Origin of the sequence: Paraburkholderia strydomiana, from assembly GCF_046030495.1 — a bacterium.
GTDB lineage: Bacteria > Pseudomonadota > Gammaproteobacteria > Burkholderiales > Burkholderiaceae > Paraburkholderia > Paraburkholderia strydomiana_A.
In genome coordinates this window covers 56,111-76,657 of the sequence record NZ_JAQQCJ010000035.1, presented here as the reverse complement: position 1 = coordinate 76,657, position 20,547 = coordinate 56,111, and the positions used below count along the sequence as shown (strand labels likewise).

Annotated in this window: 16 protein-coding genes; all 16 read left to right on the top strand. The window is 63.5% G+C overall.

All coding sequences use genetic code 11. From position 1 onward, the window contains the following. Positions 1-630: 630 nt before the first annotated feature. The 16 genes from PQQ53_RS31965 (at position 631) to PQQ53_RS31890 (ending at position 20,512) form a co-directional block, all read left to right on the top strand. Positions 631-4,725 carry a DUF3683 domain-containing protein gene (locus PQQ53_RS31965; protein WP_408143252.1) on the top strand — a complete coding sequence of 1,365 codons (4,095 nt, stop codon included), beginning with the start codon at positions 631-633 and terminating at the stop codon, positions 4,723-4,725. A gap of 34 nt (positions 4,726-4,759) precedes the next feature. Then, positions 4,760-5,188, top strand: coding sequence for an HIT family protein (locus PQQ53_RS31960; RefSeq protein ID WP_408143254.1), 429 nt, complete (start codon positions 4,760-4,762; stop codon positions 5,186-5,188). Positions 5,189-5,272: 84 nt separating this feature from the next. After that, positions 5,273-5,686: a gamma-butyrobetaine hydroxylase family protein gene (locus tag PQQ53_RS31955; RefSeq protein ID WP_408143256.1), complete on the top strand. Its 414-nt coding sequence runs from the start codon at positions 5,273-5,275 to the stop codon at positions 5,684-5,686. A 67-nt stretch (positions 5,687-5,753) separates the two neighbouring features. Continuing rightward, positions 5,754-6,485, top strand: coding sequence for a bifunctional demethylmenaquinone methyltransferase/2-methoxy-6-polyprenyl-1,4-benzoquinol methylase UbiE (ubiE, locus tag PQQ53_RS31950; RefSeq protein ID WP_408143258.1), 732 nt, complete (start codon positions 5,754-5,756; stop codon positions 6,483-6,485). 38 nt (positions 6,486-6,523) lie between these two features. Then, positions 6,524-7,507 carry a Tim44 domain-containing protein gene (locus PQQ53_RS31945; RefSeq protein ID WP_408328579.1) on the top strand — a complete coding sequence of 328 codons (984 nt, stop codon included), beginning with the start codon at positions 6,524-6,526 and terminating at the stop codon, positions 7,505-7,507. Positions 7,508-7,659: 152 nt separating this feature from the next. Continuing rightward, the gene (locus PQQ53_RS31940) at positions 7,660-8,304 is read left to right on the top strand and encodes a ubiquinone biosynthesis accessory factor UbiJ (RefSeq protein ID WP_175166130.1); all 645 of its coding nucleotides are present in this window, start codon (positions 7,660-7,662) and stop codon (positions 8,302-8,304) included. Between the two features lie 15 nt (positions 8,305-8,319). Next, the gene (ubiB, locus tag PQQ53_RS31935) at positions 8,320-9,897 is read left to right on the top strand and encodes a ubiquinone biosynthesis regulatory protein kinase UbiB (RefSeq protein WP_408154646.1); all 1,578 of its coding nucleotides are present in this window, start codon (positions 8,320-8,322) and stop codon (positions 9,895-9,897) included. Between the two features lie 23 nt (positions 9,898-9,920). Beyond that, a complete protein-coding gene (locus PQQ53_RS31930) occupies positions 9,921-10,544 on the top strand; it encodes a class I SAM-dependent methyltransferase (protein WP_408143264.1) in 624 nt (207 codons plus the stop codon). Positions 10,545-10,721: 177 nt separating this feature from the next. Then, positions 10,722-11,123 (top strand): FmdB family zinc ribbon protein, encoded by a 402-nt coding sequence (locus tag PQQ53_RS31925; RefSeq protein WP_408143265.1) that lies wholly within the window; start codon positions 10,722-10,724, stop codon positions 11,121-11,123. Between the two features lie 75 nt (positions 11,124-11,198). Beyond that, complete coding sequence (locus tag PQQ53_RS31920; RefSeq protein ID WP_408143267.1) at positions 11,199-11,852, top strand: DUF502 domain-containing protein; 654 nt, start codon at positions 11,199-11,201, stop codon at positions 11,850-11,852. A gap of 76 nt (positions 11,853-11,928) precedes the next feature. Then, the gene (gene aspS / locus PQQ53_RS31915; RefSeq protein WP_121316515.1) at positions 11,929-13,728 is read left to right on the top strand and encodes an aspartate--tRNA ligase; all 1,800 of its coding nucleotides are present in this window, start codon (positions 11,929-11,931) and stop codon (positions 13,726-13,728) included. Between the two features lie 167 nt (positions 13,729-13,895). Continuing rightward, positions 13,896-14,399 carry a dihydroneopterin triphosphate diphosphatase gene (nudB, locus tag PQQ53_RS31910; RefSeq protein WP_408328576.1) on the top strand — a complete coding sequence of 168 codons (504 nt, stop codon included), beginning with the start codon at positions 13,896-13,898 and terminating at the stop codon, positions 14,397-14,399. Then, positions 14,396-15,649 carry a cardiolipin synthase ClsB gene (gene clsB / locus PQQ53_RS31905; protein ID WP_408143271.1) on the top strand — a complete coding sequence of 418 codons (1,254 nt, stop codon included), beginning with the start codon at positions 14,396-14,398 and terminating at the stop codon, positions 15,647-15,649. Before nudB ends, clsB begins: the two co-directional genes overlap by 4 nt. Before the next feature lie 411 nt (positions 15,650-16,060). Continuing rightward, positions 16,061-17,623 carry a tetratricopeptide repeat protein gene (locus tag PQQ53_RS31900; protein ID WP_408328573.1) on the top strand — a complete coding sequence of 521 codons (1,563 nt, stop codon included), beginning with the start codon at positions 16,061-16,063 and terminating at the stop codon, positions 17,621-17,623. A gap of 403 nt (positions 17,624-18,026) precedes the next feature. Further along, positions 18,027-18,626: a TetR/AcrR family transcriptional regulator gene (locus tag PQQ53_RS31895; protein ID WP_408143275.1), complete on the top strand. Its 600-nt coding sequence runs from the start codon at positions 18,027-18,029 to the stop codon at positions 18,624-18,626. Positions 18,627-18,724: 98 nt separating this feature from the next. Then, complete coding sequence (locus PQQ53_RS31890) at positions 18,725-20,512, top strand: acyl-CoA dehydrogenase C-terminal domain-containing protein (RefSeq protein WP_408154656.1); 1,788 nt, start codon at positions 18,725-18,727, stop codon at positions 20,510-20,512. Positions 20,513-20,547: the final 35 nt, after the last annotated feature.

Genomic DNA, 20,547 nt, shown 5'->3' with positions numbered 1-20,547 from the left:
GCAGCCGGGCCGACAGATTCGGCGCGCGTTCCAGTTCGGTTTCGCGGGCCACGTCGTAGACGCGTGCGGTCAGGGTTTTTTTCAGGTAGTCGTGGGAAGCCATGCGGGTGGCGCGGTGCGCGTTGTGAGACGGGAAAGGGTCAATGATAGCGCCAACGGTGCCCGCTCAGGCCTTTCCGCCCGATCCGCCCGGCAGCGCCGCGACGGTCTCGCAAGCGCGTCGGGTGCGTTCGCGCGGGGCCACCCGACCGACCGGTCGGCAAATCGACTTCATGCGCTCCCAGTGTGAAAACGCCTGAAGCCCCGCTGCTGCTCCGATTGCAGCCGTCAACGCGTGGCGGAATCATGCGGTAGAATTCCATTTTGGAATAAGGATCGGAAGATGCACTGGCAGCCTCGGATCGACCACTTGATGCCCGTCCCGCGTGAGTCTTGTCCCGCGGCGGAGCGTCACGTCCGCCACGCACGATCGTGTAGTTATATCTGAGCGCCGCGAAGCGACCGATGTGGGTAGGCCGTCGGTCGTGCTTCGCTCCCCTATAGAAAGATTTCAGGCATTGCGCCCCACGCGCACCGTCAGCCGACGCCTCCCGAAGAGCGCGCCCGGTTGATCTACCGAGTCGTCCGAACATGAACGCACCTCAAGTTTTCGATCCGCACGGGGCCGCCGCTACGGTGGCCGCCGATCCCGAAGCGCGCCTGCGCGAAATTCCCTATAACTACACGTCGTTTTCCGACCGCGAAATCGTCATCCGCCTGCTTGGCGACGACGCGTGGGCGGTCCTCGCCGAACTGCGCGCGGAACGCCGCACCGGCCGTTCGGCGCGGATGCTGTACGAAGTGCTCGGCGACATCTGGGTCGTACGCCGCAATCCTTACCTGCAGGACGACCTGCTCGACAATCCGAAGCGCCGCGCGCAGTTGATCGAAGCGCTGCATCACCGTCTGTCGGAGATCGAGAAGCGCCGCCGCGCCGATCTGACGGAACACGGGGACGAGGCCGGCGTGGATCGCGCCGCGCGCGTCGAAACGCTGGTCCAGGCCGCGCGCCGCGCGGTCGACGACTTCGCGAGCGAGTTCCAGAAGACCTACGATCTGCGCCGTCGCGCGACGAAGGTGCTGGGCAAAGTCACGGAAAAAGACAACATCAAGTTCGACGGTTTGTCCCGTGTGTCGCACGTGACCGACGCGACCGACTGGCGCGTCGAATACCCCTTTGTCGTGCTCACGCCGGATACCGAAGCCGAAATTGCCGGCATGATCAAGGCGTGTTTCGAGCTCGGGCTGACCGTGATTCCGCGTGGCGGCGGCACCGGCTACACGGGCGGCGCGGTGCCGCTCACGCCGTTCTCGGCCGTCATCAATACCGAAAAGCTCGAACAGCTCGGCGCGGTCGAGATGACCCAGCTGCCGGGCGTCGACCGCAAGGTCGCGACGATCTTCTCCGGCGCGGGCGTCGTGACGCGCCGCGTGACCGAAGCGGCCGAGCAGGCCGGCTTCGTGTTCGCGGTCGATCCGACCTCGCTGGATGCGTCTTGCGTCGGCGGCAACGTCGCGATGAACGCGGGCGGCAAGAAAGCGGTGTTGTGGGGCACGGCGCTCGACAACCTCGCGTGGTGGCGCATGGTCGACCCGGAAGGGAACTGGCTCGAAGTCACGCGCCTCGACCACAACATGGGCAAGATTCACGACATCGAAGTCGCGCGTTTCGAGCTCAAGTGGTTCGACGGCAACTACGCGCCGGGCGAAAAGCTGCTGCGAACCGAAGCGCTCGACATCAAGGGCCGCGTGTTCCGCAAGGAAGGTCTAGGCAAGGACGTCACCGACAAATTCCTCGCCGGACTGCCGGGCGTGCAGAAGGAAGGCTGCGATGGCCTGATCACGTCCGCGCGCTGGGTGCTGCACAAGATGCCCGCGCATACGCGCACCGTCTGCCTCGAATTCTTCGGCCAGGCGCGCGAAGCGATTCCGAGCATCGTCGAGATCAAGGACTACCTGTTCGAGACGTCGCGCCAGGGCGGCGCGATTCTCGCGGGCCTCGAGCATCTGGACGAGCGCTATTTGCGCGCGGTCGGCTACGCGACCAAGAGCAAGCGCAACGCGTTTCCGAAGATGGTGCTGATCGGCGACATCGTCGGCGATGACGCGGACGCAGTGGCGCAAGCCACCTCGGAAGTCGTGCGGATGGCCAACGGCAAGAGCGGCGAAGGCTTCGTCGCGGTCAACGCCGAGGCACGCAAGCGCTTCTGGCTCGACCGCAGCCGTACCGCCGCGATCGCGAAGCACACCAACGCGTTCAAGATCAACGAAGACGTGGTGATCCCGCTCGACCGCATGGGCGAGTACACCGACGGCATCGAGCGCATCAACATCGAGCTGTCGATCAAGAACAAGCTGCAACTGGTCGACGCGCTCGAAGCGTTCTTCAAGGGCGGCAAGCTGCCGCTCGGCAAGAGCGACGACGCCAACGAAATCCCCAGCGCCGAACTGCTCGAAGACCGCGTGCAGCAGGCGCTCGATCTGCTCACGCGTGTGCGCACTCGCTGGGAGTTCCTGCGCGACAAGCTCGACCTGTCGGTGCGCGAGGCGCAGCACTATCTGGTCGGCCTCGGCTACGAGGGCCTCGCGGAAAAATTCGCCGACCGCGCCGACCAGCAACCCGACGCGACCGTGTTCCACATCACGCAGGACCGCACGATCCGCGTGTCGTGGAAGCAGGAGATCCGCGCCGAATTGCGGCAGATCTTCAACGGCGGCGAGTTCAAGCCGATCCTCGACGAAGCCCAGGCGATCCACAAGCAGGTGCTGCGCGGCCGCGTGTTCGTCGCGCTGCACATGCACGCGGGCGACGGCAACGTGCACACGAACCTGCCGGTCAACTCCGACAACTACGAGATGCTCCAGGACGCGCACACCGCGGTCGCACGCATCATGAAGCTCGCGCGTTCGCTCGACGGCGTAATTTCCGGCGAGCACGGCATCGGCATCACCAAGCTCGAATTCCTGACCGAGGATGAGATCGGCGAATTCCGCGCGTACAAGCAGCGCGTCGATCCGCATGGCCGCTTCAATGCGGGCAAGCTGCTCGAAGGCGCCGACCTGCGCAACGCCTACACGCCGAGTTTCGGCCTGATGGGCTATGAATCGCTGATCATGCAGCAGTCCGACATCGGCGCGATTTCCGAGTCGATCAAGGACTGCTTGCGCTGCGGCAAGTGCAAGCCGGTGTGCGCGACCCACGTGCCGCGCGCGAACCTGCTGTACAGCCCGCGCAACAAGATTCTCGCTACGTCGCTGCTGGTCGAGGCGTTCCTGTACGAAGAGCAGACGCGCCGCGGTGTGTCGATCAAGCACTGGGACGAGTTCAACGACGTCGCCGATCACTGCACCGTCTGTCACAAATGCGTGACGCCGTGCCCGGTGAAGATCGACTTCGGCGACGTGACCATGAACATGCGCAACCTGCTGCGCAAGATGGGCAAGAAGAAGTTCAACCCGGGCAACGCGGCAGGCATGTTCTTCCTGAATGCGACCAACCCGCAGACCATCAACCTCGCGCGCACCGCGATGATGGGCGTCGGCTACAAGGCGCAGCGGCTCGGCAACGAAGTGCTGAAGAAGTTCGCGAAGAAGCAGACGGCGCATCCGCCGGCCACGGTCGGCAAGCCGGCGGTCACGCAGCAGGTGATCCACTTCATGAACAAGAAGATGCCGGGCAATCTGCCGAAGAAAACCGCGCGCGCGCTGCTCGATATCGAGGACAACAAGATCGTCCCGATCATCCGCAATCCGAAGACGACCACGGCCGACACGGAAGCGGTGTTCTACTTCCCGGGCTGCGGCTCCGAGCGCCTGTTCTCGCAGGTGGGACTGGCTACGCAAGCCATGCTGTGGGAAGCGGGCGTGCAAACCGTGCTGCCGCCGGGCTACCTGTGCTGCGGCTATCCGCAGCGCGGCTCGGGCCAGTACGACAAGGCTGAACAGATCGTCACGGATAACCGCGTGCTGTTCCACCGCGTCGCCAATACGCTGAACTATCTCGACATCAAGACGGTCGTGGTGTCGTGCGGCACGTGTTACGACCAGCTCGCCGGTTACGAATTCGAGAAGATTTTCCCGGGCTGCCGGATCATCGACATCCATGAGTTCCTGCTGGAGAAGGGCATCAAGCTCGAAGGCGTGAACGGCGTGCGCTACATGTATCACGACCCGTGCCACTCGCCGATCAAGACGATGGACCCGGTCAAGCTGGTCAACCAGCTGATGGGTTCGGAGAAGGACGGCTACAAGATCGAGAAGAACGATCGTTGCTGCGGCGAATCCGGCACACTCGCGGTCACACGCCCTGACATTTCGACACAGGTGCGCTTCCGCAAGGAAGAAGAGATGCGTAAGGGCGCGGCCAAGCTGCGCGGCATTCCGCTCGTGGCCGAAGCAGGTGCGAACGCGATCAATCCGGCCAATGCTTCGGCCGGTGCGGCGGGTGCGCCGAACGGCTCGGTGTTGAAGGCCGGCGACGGTCCGCAGCCGAACGGCGTCACCGACGTCAAGATCCTCACGAGCTGCCCGTCGTGCCTGCAAGGCCTGTCGCGCTACAACGAGGATGCGGGCACCGAGGCGGACTACATCGTCGTCGAGATGGCGCGCCACGTGCTGGGCGAAGACTGGATGGCGGATTACGTCCAACGGGCGAACAATGGCGGAATCGAGCGCGTGCTGGTTTAATGGCACGACTGACGATTTTTGCCTGAGGACGACGATGGACTGCGTTTTTTGCCGCGAAGAAGGCGGCGATGTGCTGTGGCAGGACGATACCTTGCGTGTCGTCCTGGCCGACGAACCTGATTACCCGGGCTTTTGCCGGGTGATCTGGAACACCCACGTGGCCGAGTTCTCCGATCTCGCCGTGAACGACCGCGATCGCGTGATGAAGGCCGTGTATGCGGTCGAACGCGCGATCCGGCGTGTCATGCAGCCGGTCAAGGTGAATCTGGCGAGCCTCGGCAACCAGGTGCCACACGTGCACTGGCACGTGATTCCGCGTTTTTCGAACGACGCTCACTTTCCACTGGCCATCTGGGCGCCGCGCCAGCGCACGGTGTCCGAAGCCATGCTGTCGTCGCGCCGCGCGCAAGCCACCCTGCTGCGCGAAGCCGTGCGGCAGGAAATCGAACAAGCTCTTAGCTGAGCGCCCCTAACCCATCGCGTCGCGCGCCCCAAGCCCCTAGGGGCGAAAACCTGAGGCGGCCCTGCGTTTTCTTGCGAGTCCATCATGAGCGGACTGACTCCCGAAACCCCCGTGCCGACCGGCGTCGTCGTGCATTCGAAATCGCGTGTGCTCGAATTGCAGTACGCAAACGGCGAATCGTATCGCCTGCCGTTCGAGCTGCTGCGTGTGTATTCGCCGTCGGCGGAAGTGCAGGGCCACGGGCCCGGCCAGGAAACGCTGCAGACCGGCAAGCGCGAGGTCACGATCACGATGATCGAAGGTGTCGGCAACTATGCGCTGCAGCCGACGTTCTCGGACGGGCACGCTACCGGCATCTATTCGTGGGACCTGCTGTACGACATGGCGGTCCGCCAGGATGAACTCTGGCGCGACTATCTCGCCAAACTGCAAGCGGCGGGTGTCGACCGCGATACGCCGATGGTGCCGTCAGGCGCTGCGCACGGCCACTGTCACTGATACGATTCGCCCCGATCGCCGCACCGATGCGGCGCAACATTTCAGAATACGCGAAAGGACGAGCGCGATGAGCAAAACCCACTTCGGCTTTCAATCGGTCGACGAACAGGAAAAAGCGCAGAAGGTGGCGGGCGTGTTCCACTCGGTTGCCGCTAACTACGACTTGATGAACGACCTGATGTCGGGCGGGTTGCACCGGGCGTGGAAGATGTTCACGATCGCCCAGGCGCACGTGCGGCCGGGCTATAAGGTGCTCGACATCGCGGGCGGCACGGGCGATCTGTCGAAGGCTTTCGCGAAACAGGCCGGCGAGACCGGCGAAGTCTGGCACACCGACATCAACGAATCGATGCTGCGCGTGGGCCGCGACCGGCTGCTGGACAAGGGCGTCATCACCCCGGCGCTGCTTTGCGACGCCGAGAAAATTCCCTTTCCCGACAACTACTTCGATGTAGTGACCGTGGCATTCGGCTTGCGCAACATGACGCATAAGGATGTCGCGCTGGCTGAGATGCGCCGCGTGCTGAAGCCGGCGGGCCGTCTGCTGGTGCTGGAATTTTCGAAGGTGTGGGATCCGCTCAAAAAGGTCTACGACGTCTATTCTTTTAAGGTGCTGCCGTGGCTGGGTGAGCGCTTTGCTAAAGATGCCGAGAGTTATCAGTACCTTGCGGAATCGATCCGGATGCATCCGGATCAGGAAACTTTAAAAACAATGATGGAACAAGCAGGTCTCGACGGCGTCAAATATTACAATTTGTCAGCTGGCGTGGTAGCTTTACATGTGGGGACCAAATACTAGGGTTCCTAACCCATCGATTTTTAAAGGAAAGTACGAAAATGTCCGATTCAGGTGTGTTATCTACTCGTAAGGTTGGGCGTTCGCTGGCGAGAAGAATCGGACTGATCGCGATGGTCGGTCTGATCATGGCCGGCACGCTCGCTTCGCTCGATGCGGAAGCTCGCCGCATGGGCGGTGGCCGTAGCATCGGCCGTCAGTCGAACACGGTTCAGCAGCAGGCGACGCCGTCGCAACCTGCCCAAAACAATCAGGCCATGCAGCAGCAGCGCGCGCAACCGACGCCGACGCCGCCTGCCGCGCCTAACCGCAACCGCTGGCTCGGGCCGATCGCGGGTCTCGCCGCCGGTCTCGGCATCGCCGCGTTGCTGTCGCACTTCGGCATGGGTGAAGCGTTTGCCGGCATGATGGCCAACGTCATCATCATCGCGTTGATCGCGATGGTCGTCATCTGGCTGATCCGCCGCTTCACGGGCCGCAAGCGCGATACGGCGCAAGCGGCGTACGCGGGCGCTTCGCCGTCGCTGAACGCGGGCGGCACCGGCTATAGCCAGGAGCCGCGCTACAGCGCGCCGCCCACCGGCTCGTATCTTGAGCCGCAGGGCAACCCGCTGAGCACGCCGACCATCAACCCGATGCCCATGGTGCCCGCCGGTTTCGATTCGGACGCGTTCCTGCGTAATGCCAAGGTGTACTTCGTGCGCCTGCAAGCCGCATGGGACGTCGGCAACGTCGAGGACATCCGCGAATTCACCACGCCGGAAATGTTCGCCGAAGTGCGGGTCGACCTCGCTTCGCGCGGCACGGAGTCCAACCAGACGGACGTGGTGCAACTGAACGCCGAGTTGCTGGGCGTCGAAGAGCGCGCGAATGAATACTTCGCCAGCGTGCGCTTCTCCGGCCTGCTTCGCGAAGCACCGGGCGCGGCAGCCGAGCCGTTCGTCGAAGTCTGGAATCTGTCCAAGGCGAACCGCGCCGGCGAAGGGTGGCTGCTGGCCGGCATCCAGCAGGTGGCGCAGCACTGAACCGTGAGCTGGATAGAGCCGGGAGGTGCGGCTCTTCCTGATTTTGCGCATAGCGTTGGCCGTTCGGCATAGCAGGCCGCGAAGCGAACGGACGTTACAATAGGAACCCGCGCGAGCACCTCGTTCGCGCGGGTTTTTTCTTGCCACTTTCGATGACCCTCGCCGCCAAGCCCTTCGCTGCTGCTGTCAATCATCTGCTCGCCCGCGAATCGTGGGCTCGTGAGCGCCTCGCCCCTTACGCCGGCAAGATCGCGCGCCTATCGTGTCCACCGGTCGTGTTGACGCTGCTGGTGCAACCCGACGGCTATCTGGGCGCGGTCGGCGAAACCGAAACGCACCAGTTCGACGTGACCGTCTCGGTGCCGTCCGACGCATTGCCTGCCTTCGTGCAAGGCGGCCAGGCCGCCGTCATGAAGCACGTGAAGATCGAAGGCGACGCCGAGTTCGCCACCGTGATCGCGAAACTCGCCGAGCATCTGCGCTGGGAGCCGGAAGAAGATCTGGCAAAGCTGATTGGCGACGGTCCGGCGTGGCGGGTTGCGTCGGTGGTGCGCACGGTCGGCCAGCATGTGCAACGCACCGGCCGCAACCTGCTCGACACGGCCGCCGAATATCTGCTCGATGAAAATCCGCAACTGGTGCGCCGTACCGCGCTCGAAGATTTCAACGTCGAACTGGCCCGCGCGCGCGACGCGTTGGCGCGCGTGGAAAAACGCATCGAGCGTCTTGAACAGAAGGTCGAAGCCCGCGGCGCGAATGCGCCGGGCGGCGCCGCCATGTCGCGCGGCACGCGCTAGTCACCGGGCACAACTATGCGTTTTCTGCGTTTCCTCAAGATATTTTTCACGGTCATCCGTTTCGGTCTCGATGAGATGATGCTCGGTCGCATCAACGACCGGCGCGTGCGTCTGCTGCTGCGTGTCACCACGATCGGCCGCAAGTTCGACGCGCCGCCGGGCGTGCGCTTGCGGCTCGCGCTCGAAAGCCTCGGGCCGATCTTCGTCAAGTTCGGCCAGGTGCTGTCCACCCGGCGCGATCTGCTGCCAGTGGACATCGCCAACGAACTGGCGAAGCTCCAGGATCAGGTGCCGCCGTTCGATTCGGCGGTGGCGATCGGGCTGGTCGAGAAGTCGCTCGGCGCGCCGGTCGACGTACTGTTCGACGATTTCGAGCGGGTGCCGGTGGCGAGCGCGTCGATCGCGCAGGTGCACTTCGCGAAGGTGAAGGCCGGCCAGCATGCGGGCAAGGCGGTTGCAGTCAAGGTGCTGCGCCCGAACATGCTGCCCGTGATCGACTCCGATCTCGCATTGCTGCGTGACATCGCCGTATGGGCCGAGCGACTATGGGCCGACGGCAAGCGTTTGAAGCCGCGCGAGGTGGTCGCCGAATTCGACAAATACCTGCACGACGAACTCGACCTGATGCGCGAGGCGGCCAACGGCAGCCAGTTGCGACGCAACTTCGTCGGTCTCGACCTGCTGCTGGTGCCGGAGATGTACTGGGAGTTCTGCACGCCCACGGTGCTGGTGATGGAGCGCATGGTCGGCGTGCCGATCAGCCAGGTCGAGACGCTGCGCGCGGCGGGCGTCGACATTCCAAAGCTGGCGCGCGAAGGCGTCGAGATTTTCTTCACCCAGGTGTTCCGCGACGGTTTCTTCCACGCCGACATGCACCCGGGCAACATTCAGGTGAGTCTCGATCCCGCGCACTTCGGCCGCTATATCGCGCTTGACTTCGGGATCATCGGCGCGCTGTCGGATTTCGATAAGAACTACCTCGCGCAGAACTTTCTCGCGTTCTTCAAGCGCGACTATCACCGCGTCGCCACGCTGCATCTGGAGTCGGGCTGGGTGCCGCCGACTACCCGCGTCGAAGAACTCGAAAGCGCGATCCGCGCGGTGTGCGAGCCGTATTTCGACCGCGCGCTGAAGGACATTTCGCTTGGCCAGGTGCTGATGCGCCTGTTCTCGACCTCGCGCCGCTTCAACGTCGAAATCCAGCCTCAACTGGTGTTGCTGCAAAAAACCATGCTGAACGTGGAAGGGCTCGGCCGCTCGCTCGATCCGGAGCTGGACCTGTGGAAGACCGCCAAGCCCTATCTGGAACGCTGGATGAACGAGCAGATCGGCGTGCGCGGCTGGTACGAGCGCCTGAAGATCGAGGCGCCGCAGTGGAGCAAGACGCTGCCGCAGTTGCCGCGCCTGATCCATCACGTGCTCGCCGAGCGGCACGACAACACGCGCGGCGCGAACGACGACATGATTCGCCAGATCCTGCTCGAGCAGAAGCGCACCAACCGGCTGCTGCAAGGGCTCTTGCTGTTCGGCGTGGCGGTAGGCGTCGGCGCGGTGCTGGCGCGGGCGTTTCTGGCGCTGGCTTATGGCGGGTAATTAAGACCCATGCGAGGCATCCGATGAGCGATCCGACCCAACCCACCGCACCCGACTTCTCGACGCGCGACCCCAACTCGCCCGCGTTCTGGGACGAGCGCTTCGAGCGCGGTTTCATGCCGTGGGATCAGGCGGGCGTGCCCACCGCGTTTCGCGCGTTCGCCGCGCGGCACAGCGGTGCCGCGGTGCTGATTCCGGGCTGCGGCAGCGCCTACGAAGCCGTTTGGCTAGCTGGGCACGGCAACCCGGTCCGCGCAATCGACTTCTCGCCGGCCGCCGTCGCGGCGGCGCACGAGCAACTGGGCGCGCAACACGCGCAACTGGTGGAGCAGGCGGATTTCTTCACCTATGAGCCGCCTTTTACGCCCGCCTGGATTTACGAGCGCGCGTTCCTCTGTGCGCTGCCGCCTGCACGCCGCACCGACTACGCTTGCCGGATGGCGGAGCTGCTGCCCGGCGGCGCGCTGCTCGCGGGTTTCTATTTCATCGGCGCGACGCCCAAGGGGCCGCCGTTCGGTATCGATCGCACCGAACTCGATGCGCTGCTCACGCCGTACTTCGAGCTGATCGAAGACGACGCCGTGACCGATTCGATTGCCGTTTTCGCCGGACGTGAGCGCTGGCTCACCTGGCGCCGACGTCCGTAAGGGTGCGCCGTCATGCCCGGCCACGGCCCGGCGCACTTGATTCGAACGCGGCCGCCCCAATTTACCGCAACGGCGGTCGCGTCGAGCATCGGTTCCCGAAATCCACGGAACGGATATCGTTTGCGGCTATAATTCAAGGCTTTGCAAGCGTTTACACGATTTCAGTAGGAAAAGTTCATGCCGATCTACGCTTATCGTTGCGAGTCATGCGGCTTCGGGAAAGACGTGCTTCAGAAGATGAGCGACGCTCAGCTGACGCAGTGTCCCGAATGCGGGAAAGACACCTTTCGCAAGCAGGTCACTGCCGCCGGGTTCCAGTTGAAGGGCTCCGGGTGGTACGTGACCGATTTCCGCGGTGGCAACAGCGGCGCGAGCGCGCCGGCCACGTCCGACGCGAACGGCGCGTCGAATGGCGCGAGCGAGAACACGGTGGCCGCCGGTAACGGCGCCGCCAAATCCGATACGGGCTCGGCCAACGGTACGGCCGCAACCGGTTCATCGAGCGCAGCCGCTACACCGGCCGCGCCTGCTGCCGCACCGGCCGCCTCGGCAAGCTCGAGCGGTGCCGGCAGCGCCTAGTGGGACTGCCGCCCTGATGGGCGGCGCACACACCGCGCGTCGTGCCTCGGCCCGCGCGGTCTTCTGGCGGTACACATGACGACGAAAAAGACGACGCTCAAATCGGTGTTTCTGACCGGCCTGCTGGTGCTGGTGCCTCTGGCCATCACACTGTGGGTGCTCGGCCTGATCATCGGCACGATGGACCAGACGCTGTTGCTGCTGCCGACCTCGTGGCAGCCGGAGCGCGCAATCGGCTATCGCCTGCCCGGCCTCGGGGCAGTGCTCACGCTCGCGTTCATCTTTGTCGTCGGGCTGTTGACGCAGAACTTCATTGGGCAGAAGCTCGTGAAGTGGTGGGAACTGCTGGTCGCTCACATTCCGGTGGTCGGCCCGCTTTACACCAGTGTCAAGCAGGTGTCCGACACGTTGTTGTCGAGCAGCGGCAATGCGTTCCGCAAGGCGCTGCTGATCGAGTACCCGCGCCGCGGCTCCTATACGATCGGATTTTTGACCGGGATTCCGGGTGGCGACGTGGTCAACCACCTGAAAGAAGACTACGTCAGCGTCTATGTGCCGACTACGCCGAACCCGACGTCCGGCTTCTTCCTGATGGTGCCCAGGAGCGAAGTGATCGAACTCGACATGACGGTCGACGCCGCGCTCAAGTACATCGTCTCGATGGGCGTCGTGGCGCCGTCCGCGCCGCCGGCGCCGGTGCGCCGCACGACCGTCGAGCCTCCGCTGTAATGCCGGTGCGCAAGGTTTCACGCAGTTTCAAACTGCCGCGCGCCGTTCAACCAATGCAAAACGAAAGACAAACATCATGTCGATGAGAACTGAATACTGCGGTCTGGTGACCGAAGAACGGCTGGGCCAAACCGTTTCGCTGTGTGGCTGGGTGAGCCGCCGCCGCGACCATGGTGGCGTCATCTTCATCGACCTGCGCGATCGCGAAGGGCTCGTTCAGGTCGTCTGCGACCCGGATCGCGCGGAGATGTTCAAGGCCGCCGAAGGCGTGCGCAACGAGTTCTGCCTGCAGATCAAGGGTGTCGTGCGCAGCCGTCCGGAAGGCACGACCAACGCCGCGTTGAAGAGCGGCAAGATCGAAGTGCTGTGCCACGAGCTGATCGTGCTGAACGCCTCGATCACGCCGCCGTTCCAGCTCGACGACGACAACCTGTCGGAAACCACGCGTCTCACGCACCGCGTGCTCGACCTGCGTCGTCCGCAGATGCAGCACAACCTGCGTCTGCGTTACCGCGTCGCGATCGAAGTGCGCAAGTACCTCGACGCGCAAGGCTTCATCGACATCGAAACGCCGATGCTCACGAAGAGCACGCCGGAAGGCGCGCGCGACTACCTCGTGCCGTCGCGTACGAACCCGGGCCAGTTCTTCGCGCTGCCGCAGTCGCCGCAGCTGTTCAAGCAGCTGCTGATGGTGGCGAACTTCGATCGCTACTACCAGATCGTCAAGTGCTTCCGCGACGAAGACCTGCGCGCCGACCGTCAGCCGGAATTCACGCAGATCGACTGCGAAACCTCGTTCCTGTCGGAACAGGAAATCCGCGATCTGTTCGAAGCGATGATCCGTCACGTGTTCAAGGAAACGATCGGCGTCTCGCTCGACGAAAAATTCCCGGTCATGCTGTATTCGGAAGCGATGCGCCGCTTCGGCTCGGACAAGCCGGACCTGCGCGTGAAGCTCGAATTCACCGACCTGACGGACGCGGTCAAGGACGTCGACTTCAAGGTGTTCAGCACGCCGGCCAACACGAAGGACGGCCGCGTTGCGGCGATCCGCGTGCCGAAGGGCGGCGAACTCTCGCGCGGCGACATCGACAGCTACACGGAATTCGTGCGCATTTACGGCGCGAAGGGTCTCGCGTGGATCAAGGTCAACGAAGTGGCGAAGGGCCGTGACGGTCTGCAGAGCCCGATCGTCAAGAACCTGCACGACGAAGCGGTCAAGGCGATCATCGAGCGCACCGGCGCGCAAGACGGCGACATCATCTTCTTCGCGGCGGATCGCGCGAAGGTGGTGAACGACAGCCTGGGCGCGCTGCGTCTGAAGATCGGCCATTCGGAATTCGGCAAGGCCAACGGTCTCGTCGAATCCGGCTGGAAGCCGCTGTGGGTGATCGACTTCCCGATGTTCGAATACGACGAGGAAGACAACCGCTACGTCGCCGCGCATCACCCGTTCACGAGCCCGAAGGACGAGCACCTCGAGTACCTCGAAACGGACCCGGCGCGCTGCCTCGCGAAAGCCTACGACATGGTGCTGAACGGCTGGGAAATCGGCGGCGGTTCGGTGCGTATCCACCGTGAAGAAGTGCAGAGCAAGGTGTTCCGCGCATTGAAGATCAACGCGGAAGAAGCGCAAGCCAAGTTCGGCTTCCTGCTCGACGCGCTGCAATACGGCGCGCCGCCGCACGGCGGTATCGCGTTCGGTCTGGACCGCATCGTCACGATGATGGCCGGCGCCGATTCGATCCGCGACGTGATCGCGTTCCCGAAGACGCAACGCGCACAGTGTCTGCTCACGCAGGCGCCGAGCGAAGTGGACGAGCGCCAGTTGCGCGAGCTGCACATCCGTCTGCGTACGCCTGAGCCGAAGGCTTGAGGCAAGTGCAAGTGAGTGCTGTCTGAAAACGACAGCAGGAGCAAACGAAAAAGGCGCGCATGCGCCTTTTTCATTTTTTGCGTTACAGTCGAAGCAACCGCTTTCGACCGCTCATTGCACTCTGTGCCGACATGTACCGCGCAAGCGTTGCGCCCAGTTTTCACACCATGCCGAAACCGCCGAAAATTCCTCAATCCGTCCTCGTCATCATCCATACGCCCGCGCTCGACGTGCTGCTGATCGAGCGCGCCGATCATGCGGGGTTCTGGCAATCGGTGACGGGTTCCAAGGATCGGCTCGATGAACCGCTCGTCGAAACGGCGGTGCGCGAAGTGGCCGAGGAGACCGGCATCGTGATCGGCGGCGCGCAGGTGCCTGACAGCGCATTGTTCGACTGGCAGTATTCGATCGAATACGAGATCTACCCGGAGTTCCGCCATCGTTATGCCGAAGGCGTGATCCACAACACCGAGCACTGGTTCAGCGTGCAGGTGCCGGAGCAGCTCGAGGTGACGCTGGCGCCGCGCGAGCACACCGCGTTTCTGTGGCTGCCGCATGAAGAGGCGGCCTCGCGCTGCTTCTCGTCGTCGAATGCGGACGCCATTCTGCAGTTGCCAAGGCGGCTTGCCGCCCGCGCGCCAGGCGTTCCTGCCGCGGAGCGTGGCCGATGAGCGCAGGCGGCCGTTTCTCGCGGCTGCGGCACACGCTGCTTGGCCGGCGCTATTGGCAGCGTTATCGCTTCACCAGTGACAACGACGTCAGGCTGCTGCGCTCGGGCGACGATTTTTTCGACGCGCTGATCGAGCGTGTCGATGCCGCGCAGCGCGACGTCGTTCTGGAAACCTATATCTTCTGTGACGACGCCGCCGGCCAGGAAGTCAGCGCGGCGTTGCTGCGCGCGGCCTCGCGCGGCGTGAGAGTGCGCGTGATCACCGACGGCATCGGCACCGCGCGTCTGCCGATGTTCAACGAATGGACGCCGGCCGGCATCGATCATCGCATCTACAACCCGCATCTGTTCGGCCGGTTCGGCTTTTCGCGCACGCACCGCAAGCTCGCGGTCATCGACGATCAATTTGCGTATTGCGGCGGCATCAACATCGTCGACGACTACGAGAACAACGGCGAGACCCTGCCTTACCGGCGCTGGGACTTCGCGGTCGAGCTGCACGGACCGGTCGTCGCCGACGTCCGTCAGGCGTTCGAGGTGCAGTGGCGCCGGATTCAACTCGGGCATCGGCCGATCGAGGCCCTGGAACCGGACCTCGGCACGCACACGTCCGCGTCGCTCGGCAGTTTGCGGCGGCGCCGACGTCGCCGCAACGAGCAGTTGTGGGCAGGCGGGCAGCCGTGTGTGGCGTTCGTCGCGCGCGACAACCTGATCAACCGACGCGCGATCGAGAAGGCGTATCTGGCCGCAATCGGCCAGGCGCGGCACGAGATCCTGCTCGCCAATCCGTACTTCATGCCGGGGCGCAAGCTGCGGCGTGCGCTGGTGTTCGCCGCGCGCCGCGGCGTCGTGGTGAAGCTGATCATTGGGCGTAAGGAGTTCAAGGCGCTGGACTACGCCGTGCCGTTTCTTTATCACGCGTTGCTCAGGTCCGGCGTGCAGATCGCCGAGTACGAGAAGACGCTGCTGCACGGCAAGGTCGCGGTGGTCGATTCGAACTGGGGGACCGTGGGTTCGTCGAACCTCGATGCGCTGAGTTTGATGCTCAACAACGAAGCGAATGTGGTGCTGGTGAACGACGTGTCGACCCAGGCGCTGCGCGAGGCGATACTCGATGCGTTCAAGGATTCGCGCCGTATCGACAAGGCGCATTACGAATCGCGTCCGGTCGTCGAGCGGGCGCTCAACTGGCTGGCTTACACGAGCTATCGGGTGGCGATGAAGCTGTTGACGGTGGGTGGGTACGATTAGGCGGTAGCGGCGCAAGGGCCGGCTGCGGCGGGACAGGGCCCGGTCCGGCAGGCGCAAACGCGGATGGCGAATTCAAGCGTAAGCGGCGAAGCGCCGCCATTTCCGAACACGGCAATGCACGGGGCGGCAATCTCGCACGCACTCCGCAAGGCCGACCGTCGCATCGCTCAGATGCAACCCCGTCGTGCCGTGCGCCACACCAATGCAAAGCACGGTGCATAACGCGTTTCAGAGCGCTCCTAAAGACTCCCTGCCGCTGCTCAAACATAATCTTCGTTCGATAGAGTCGAGCGGCCTCGTGTATGAGATGCACCGCTGACACTTTCCCTGATCAAGCGGTGTTTGCCGGTTCACCTGCGTCGTTTATAGCGACCGGCCCGTGCATCACGCGCGCTCGCTCGTTCGTCAATCATGTCTGTTCGCCAGCCAGCCGAATCCGTCGACACATCGAGCCTTCACGACGAGGCCATAGCCGCCTATCAGGCCGGCCGCTTCGATGCGGTGCGCACGCTCGTCGATCGAATCCTCGGCGAGAACGGCGAGCATGTCGGCGCAATTCATTTGCAAGGACTGCTCGCACTTGCTGGCGGTGATACGCAAAGCGCGCAGCACTTGCTCGAACGCGCAATCCGGATTCGTCCCGAACCGATCCTGTACAACACGCTCTACGCGATCCGGCTCAAACTCGGCGACTATCCGGGCGCGCTCGAGAGCCTGCGGCAAGGGCTCGCGCTGCAGGCGGATTTCTCGGCGCTGCACTACAACCTCGCGTTGACGCTGCAACATCTCGAACGTCTCGAAGACGCCGCGCTCAGCTACCGGCGCACGCTCGAGATTGACCCTGAACACTCGGCCGCGCACAACAATCTGGGGCGCATCCATGCGGATCTCGGCGCACTGGAAGAGGCCGAGCGGCACTACCGGCGCGCCCTCGAACTGGCGCCTGCGAACCTCGTCGCCCGCAACAATCTGGCGATCGTGCTGCTCGCCGCAGGTCGCTACGAAGAGGCGTGGCCGTATTTCGAAGACCGCTGGGTCAGCTTCAAACTGTCCGACGGACGACCCGCGCAGAAGCCTGTGCAAGTGGCTTTGCCGCGATGGTCCGGCGAGCGCCCATCGGCTGCGATTCAAATTCGACGTAACGGGCTGCAGTCCAACGAACACCTGCTCGTCCTCGACGAACAGGGCTATGGCGACAGTCTGCAGTTCGTACGCTACCTGCCGATGGCGCTCGAGCGTTTTTCCCAGGTGGGCTACGTGTGCCCGCCGCCGTTGCGCCGCCTGTACGAGCGGTCGTTGCGCGAGCGCTGGCCGGACCTCCAGCTGTTCGATGGCGTGCCTTCCGATCTGAGCCGCTGGGATTGCTACTGCCCACTGATGTCCCTGCCGATGGCGTTCGGCACACGGCTCGCCACGATCCCGAGCGCGCTGCCGTATCTGCATGCCGACGCCGCGCGCGCCGCCCACTGGCGCGCGCGCCTGGAAGCGCTGCCCGCCGCGCATTTGCCGCGTGTCGGCGTCGTGTGGGCGGGCGGCCATTCGGGCATTGCGGTGGACCGGCGGCGCAGCCTCGTGGTCGCGCAGATCGCGCCGCTGCTCGCGCTGCGGCAGGTGCGCTGGGTCAGTCTGCAAAAGACCGATGACCCCGCGAAGCTCGCCGACGCTGCCAGCAGGGCACGTCTGACCGACTGGACCGATGAACTCGCCGACTTTGCGGAGACCGCGGCGCTGATCGACAATCTCGATCTGGTGATTTCCGTCGACACCTCGGTCGCGCATCTTGCCGCCGCGATGGGCAAGCCGGTCTGGTTGCTGAACCGATTCGCGGGCTGCTGGCGCTGGCTACGCGGCCGCGACGACAGTCCGTGGTATCCCGGCTTGCGTCTTTTCACGCAGACGCAGCGCGGCGATTGGGACGAAGTGCTGACGCGGGTCGCCATTGCGTTGCAGCAGAGATTCCCATTGGACGAATGACGGCTTCCGCGCGAGCATGTCCGCATCGGCGCGGGGCTCCCGCCGTCGGGCTATTCTGATCGGCGCCAGACACACCGCCATTCCTCCAACCACCGCGCCCGTTGCGCAGCGACAACCGCCACCCGCCCCACACCCATCAAACCCTCCTGGATTCGCGCCGATCTGCGGCATCATGTCGGCCGGCTGCGACAATCACGGAGACGCAAGCATTCTGCATGGCAATACCTGTCTCAAGGCAAACGCCTCTAAAAAATCTGATTCCTCTGATGGACGGATGTCGCAGAATTGAAACCAGGTTAGAAACCGGTTTCTAATAAAGTCCTTGTTTCGCGGACGGCGGCACTCAATAATAGTACGGCCGTTCGATTTTCTTTCGGTCACATTAGAACGGTAAAAAACAGCTATGCGAAAAGGCGAACAAACGCGCGTCGCAATTCTCGACGCAGCACTCGATCTGGCAAGCCGCGACGGACTGGAAGGTCTGACGATCGGCCTGCTGGCTGAGCGCATGCAGATGAGCAAAAGCGGAGTGTTCGCGCATTTCGGGTCGCGCGAGGATTTGCAGGTCGAAGTCGTGCGCGAATATCACCATCGTTTCGAAGACGAGGTGTTTTTCCCGAGCTTGCGCGAGCCTCGCGGCTTGCCGCGCTTGCGCGCGATGATTTCCCGCTGGATCGAGAAGCGCATTCAGGAAGTCACCACCGGGTGCATCTACATCAGCGGCGCCGTCGAATACGACGACCGCGCGGACAACCCGGTGCGCGAGCAACTGGTGTCGAGCGTGACCATCTGGCGTGCCGCGCTCACTCGCGCGATTTCGCAGGCAATGGAGGAAGGGCATCTGCGTGCCGACACCGATCCGCAACTGATGCTTTTCGAACTGTACAGCTTCACGCTCGGCCTGCATCACGATGCGCGCTTCCTGCACCTGCCGGATGCGGTGCCTCTCACGTGGGCCGCGCTGGAAAAATTGATTGTTTCGTATCAAAGCGAAAGCCGTTAGCAACGTCGTCGGGTACCAACCGGATTCAGCGGCGCAGAAGGTTCCGGTCCACGGACTCAGCTAACGGCCTGGCTTCTTGTCAAACTTTGGAGAGAGTCATGGGACAGTACGCCGCGCCGCTGCGCGACATGCAATTCGTGTTGCACGAACTGCTCAACGTGGAAGCCGAGATCAAGCAGATGCCGAAGCACGCGGATCTCGATGCCGACACGATCAACGCCGTGCTCGAAGAGGCCGGCAAGTTCTGCTCCGAAGTGCTGTTCCCGCTCAACCATAGCGGCGATCAGGAAGGCTGCACGTATGCCGGCGACGGCGTCGTGACCACGCCGAAGGGTTTCAAGGAAGCCTATCAACAGTATGTCGAGGCCGGCTGGCCGGCACTGGGCTGTGATCCGGAATACGGCGGGCAGGGGCTGCCCGCATTCGTCAACAACGCGCTCTACGAAATGCTGAACTCGGCGAATCAGGCGTGGACGATGTATCCGGGTCTCTCGCACGGCGCGTACGAATGCCTGCACGCGCACGGTACGCCCGAGTTGCAGCAGCGTTATCTGCCGAAGCTGGTTGCCGGCGTGTGGACCGGCACGATGTGTCTGACCGAGCCGCATTGCGGCACCGACCTCGGCATCCTGCGCACCAAGGCCGAACCGAATAGCGACGGCTCGTACGCGATCAGCGGCACGAAAATCTTCATTTCCAGCGGCGAACACGATCTCGCGGAAAACATCGTTCACCTTGTGCTCGCGCGTCTGCCGGATGCGCCGAAGGGCACCAAGGGCATATCGCTCTTCATCGTGCCGAAGTTCGTGCCGAACGAAGCGGGCGAGCCCGGCGAGCGCAACGGCGTGAAGTGCGGTTCGATCGAGCACAAGATGGGCATTCACGGCAATGCGACCTGCGTGATCAATCTCGACAACGCGAAGGGCTGGCTCGTCGGCGAGCCGAACAAGGGTCTCAACGCGATGTTCGTGATGATGAACGCCGCGCGCCTGGGCGTCGGCATGCAGAGCCTCGGCTTGACCGAAATCGCCTATCAGAACTCGCTCACGTACGCGAAAGAGCGTCTGCAGATGCGTTCGCTGACCGGCCCGAAGGCGCCTGAAAAAGCGGCGGACCCGATTATCGTGCACCCGGACGTGCGCCGCATGCTGCTCACGCAGAAGGCCTACGCCGAAGGCGCGCGTGCGTTCTCGTACTGGTCCGCGCTGCATATCGACAAGGAACTGTCGCACGGTGACGAAGCGGTGCGCAAGGAAGCAGCCGACCTCGTCGCGTTGCTCACGCCGATCCTGAAGGCGTTCCTGTCGGACAACGCGTTCGAAGGCACCAATCACGCCATGCAGATCTACGGCGGCCACGGCTTCATCACCGAGTGGGGCATGGAGCAGTACGTGCGCGACGCGCGCATCAACATGATCTACGAAGGCACCAATGCGATTCAGGCGCTCGACCTGCTGGGCCGCAAGATTCTCGGCGACATGGGCGCGAAGATGAAGAAGTTCGGCAAGCTGGTCACGGAGTTCGTCGAAGCCGAAGGCATCAAGCCGGAGATGCAGGAGTTCGTGAACCCGCTTGCCGACATCGGCGACAAGGTGCAGAAGCTGACGATGGAAATCGGCATGAAGGCGATGCAAAACCCGGACGAAGTCGGCGCCGCGGCCGTGCCGTATCTGCGCACCGTCGGCCATCTGGTGTTCTCGTACTTCTGGGCGCGCATGGCGCGTATCGCACTCGACAAGGAAGCGTCGGGCGATCCGTTCTACAAGGCGAAGCTCGCCACCGCGCGCTTCTACTTCGCGAAGCTGCTGCCGGAAACGGCGATGACGATCCGTCAGGCGCGCGCCGGTTCGAAGTCGCTGATGGACGTCGAAGAAGCGCTGTTCTAAGCCCAACGCAAACACACATCGAGGTACAGGCGCCG

Coding starts and splice junctions, on each gene's coding strand:
- clsB (WP_408143271.1), top strand. CDS start 14,396: ATGAGCGCAGGCGGCCGTTTCTCGCGGCTGCGGCACACGCTGCTTGGC.
- PQQ53_RS31895 (WP_408143275.1), top strand. CDS start 18,027: ATGCGAAAAGGCGAACAAACGCGCGTCGCAATTCTCGACGCAGCACTC.
- aspS (WP_121316515.1), top strand. CDS start 11,929: ATGTCGATGAGAACTGAATACTGCGGTCTGGTGACCGAAGAACGGCTG.
- PQQ53_RS31890 (WP_408154656.1), top strand. CDS start 18,725: ATGGGACAGTACGCCGCGCCGCTGCGCGACATGCAATTCGTGTTGCAC.
- ubiE (WP_408143258.1), top strand. CDS start 5,754: ATGAGCAAAACCCACTTCGGCTTTCAATCGGTCGACGAACAGGAAAAA.
- ubiB (WP_408154646.1), top strand. CDS start 8,320: ATGCGTTTTCTGCGTTTCCTCAAGATATTTTTCACGGTCATCCGTTTC.
- PQQ53_RS31955 (WP_408143256.1), top strand. CDS start 5,273: ATGAGCGGACTGACTCCCGAAACCCCCGTGCCGACCGGCGTCGTCGTG.
- PQQ53_RS31925 (WP_408143265.1), top strand. CDS start 10,722: ATGCCGATCTACGCTTATCGTTGCGAGTCATGCGGCTTCGGGAAAGAC.
- PQQ53_RS31945 (WP_408328579.1), top strand. CDS start 6,524: ATGTCCGATTCAGGTGTGTTATCTACTCGTAAGGTTGGGCGTTCGCTG.
- PQQ53_RS31930 (WP_408143264.1), top strand. CDS start 9,921: ATGAGCGATCCGACCCAACCCACCGCACCCGACTTCTCGACGCGCGAC.
- PQQ53_RS31940 (WP_175166130.1), top strand. CDS start 7,660: ATGACCCTCGCCGCCAAGCCCTTCGCTGCTGCTGTCAATCATCTGCTC.
- nudB (WP_408328576.1), top strand. CDS start 13,896: ATGCCGAAACCGCCGAAAATTCCTCAATCCGTCCTCGTCATCATCCAT.
- PQQ53_RS31965 (WP_408143252.1), top strand. CDS start 631: ATGAACGCACCTCAAGTTTTCGATCCGCACGGGGCCGCCGCTACGGTG.
- PQQ53_RS31920 (WP_408143267.1), top strand. CDS start 11,199: ATGACGACGAAAAAGACGACGCTCAAATCGGTGTTTCTGACCGGCCTG.
- PQQ53_RS31900 (WP_408328573.1), top strand. CDS start 16,061: ATGTCTGTTCGCCAGCCAGCCGAATCCGTCGACACATCGAGCCTTCAC.
- PQQ53_RS31960 (WP_408143254.1), top strand. CDS start 4,760: ATGGACTGCGTTTTTTGCCGCGAAGAAGGCGGCGATGTGCTGTGGCAG.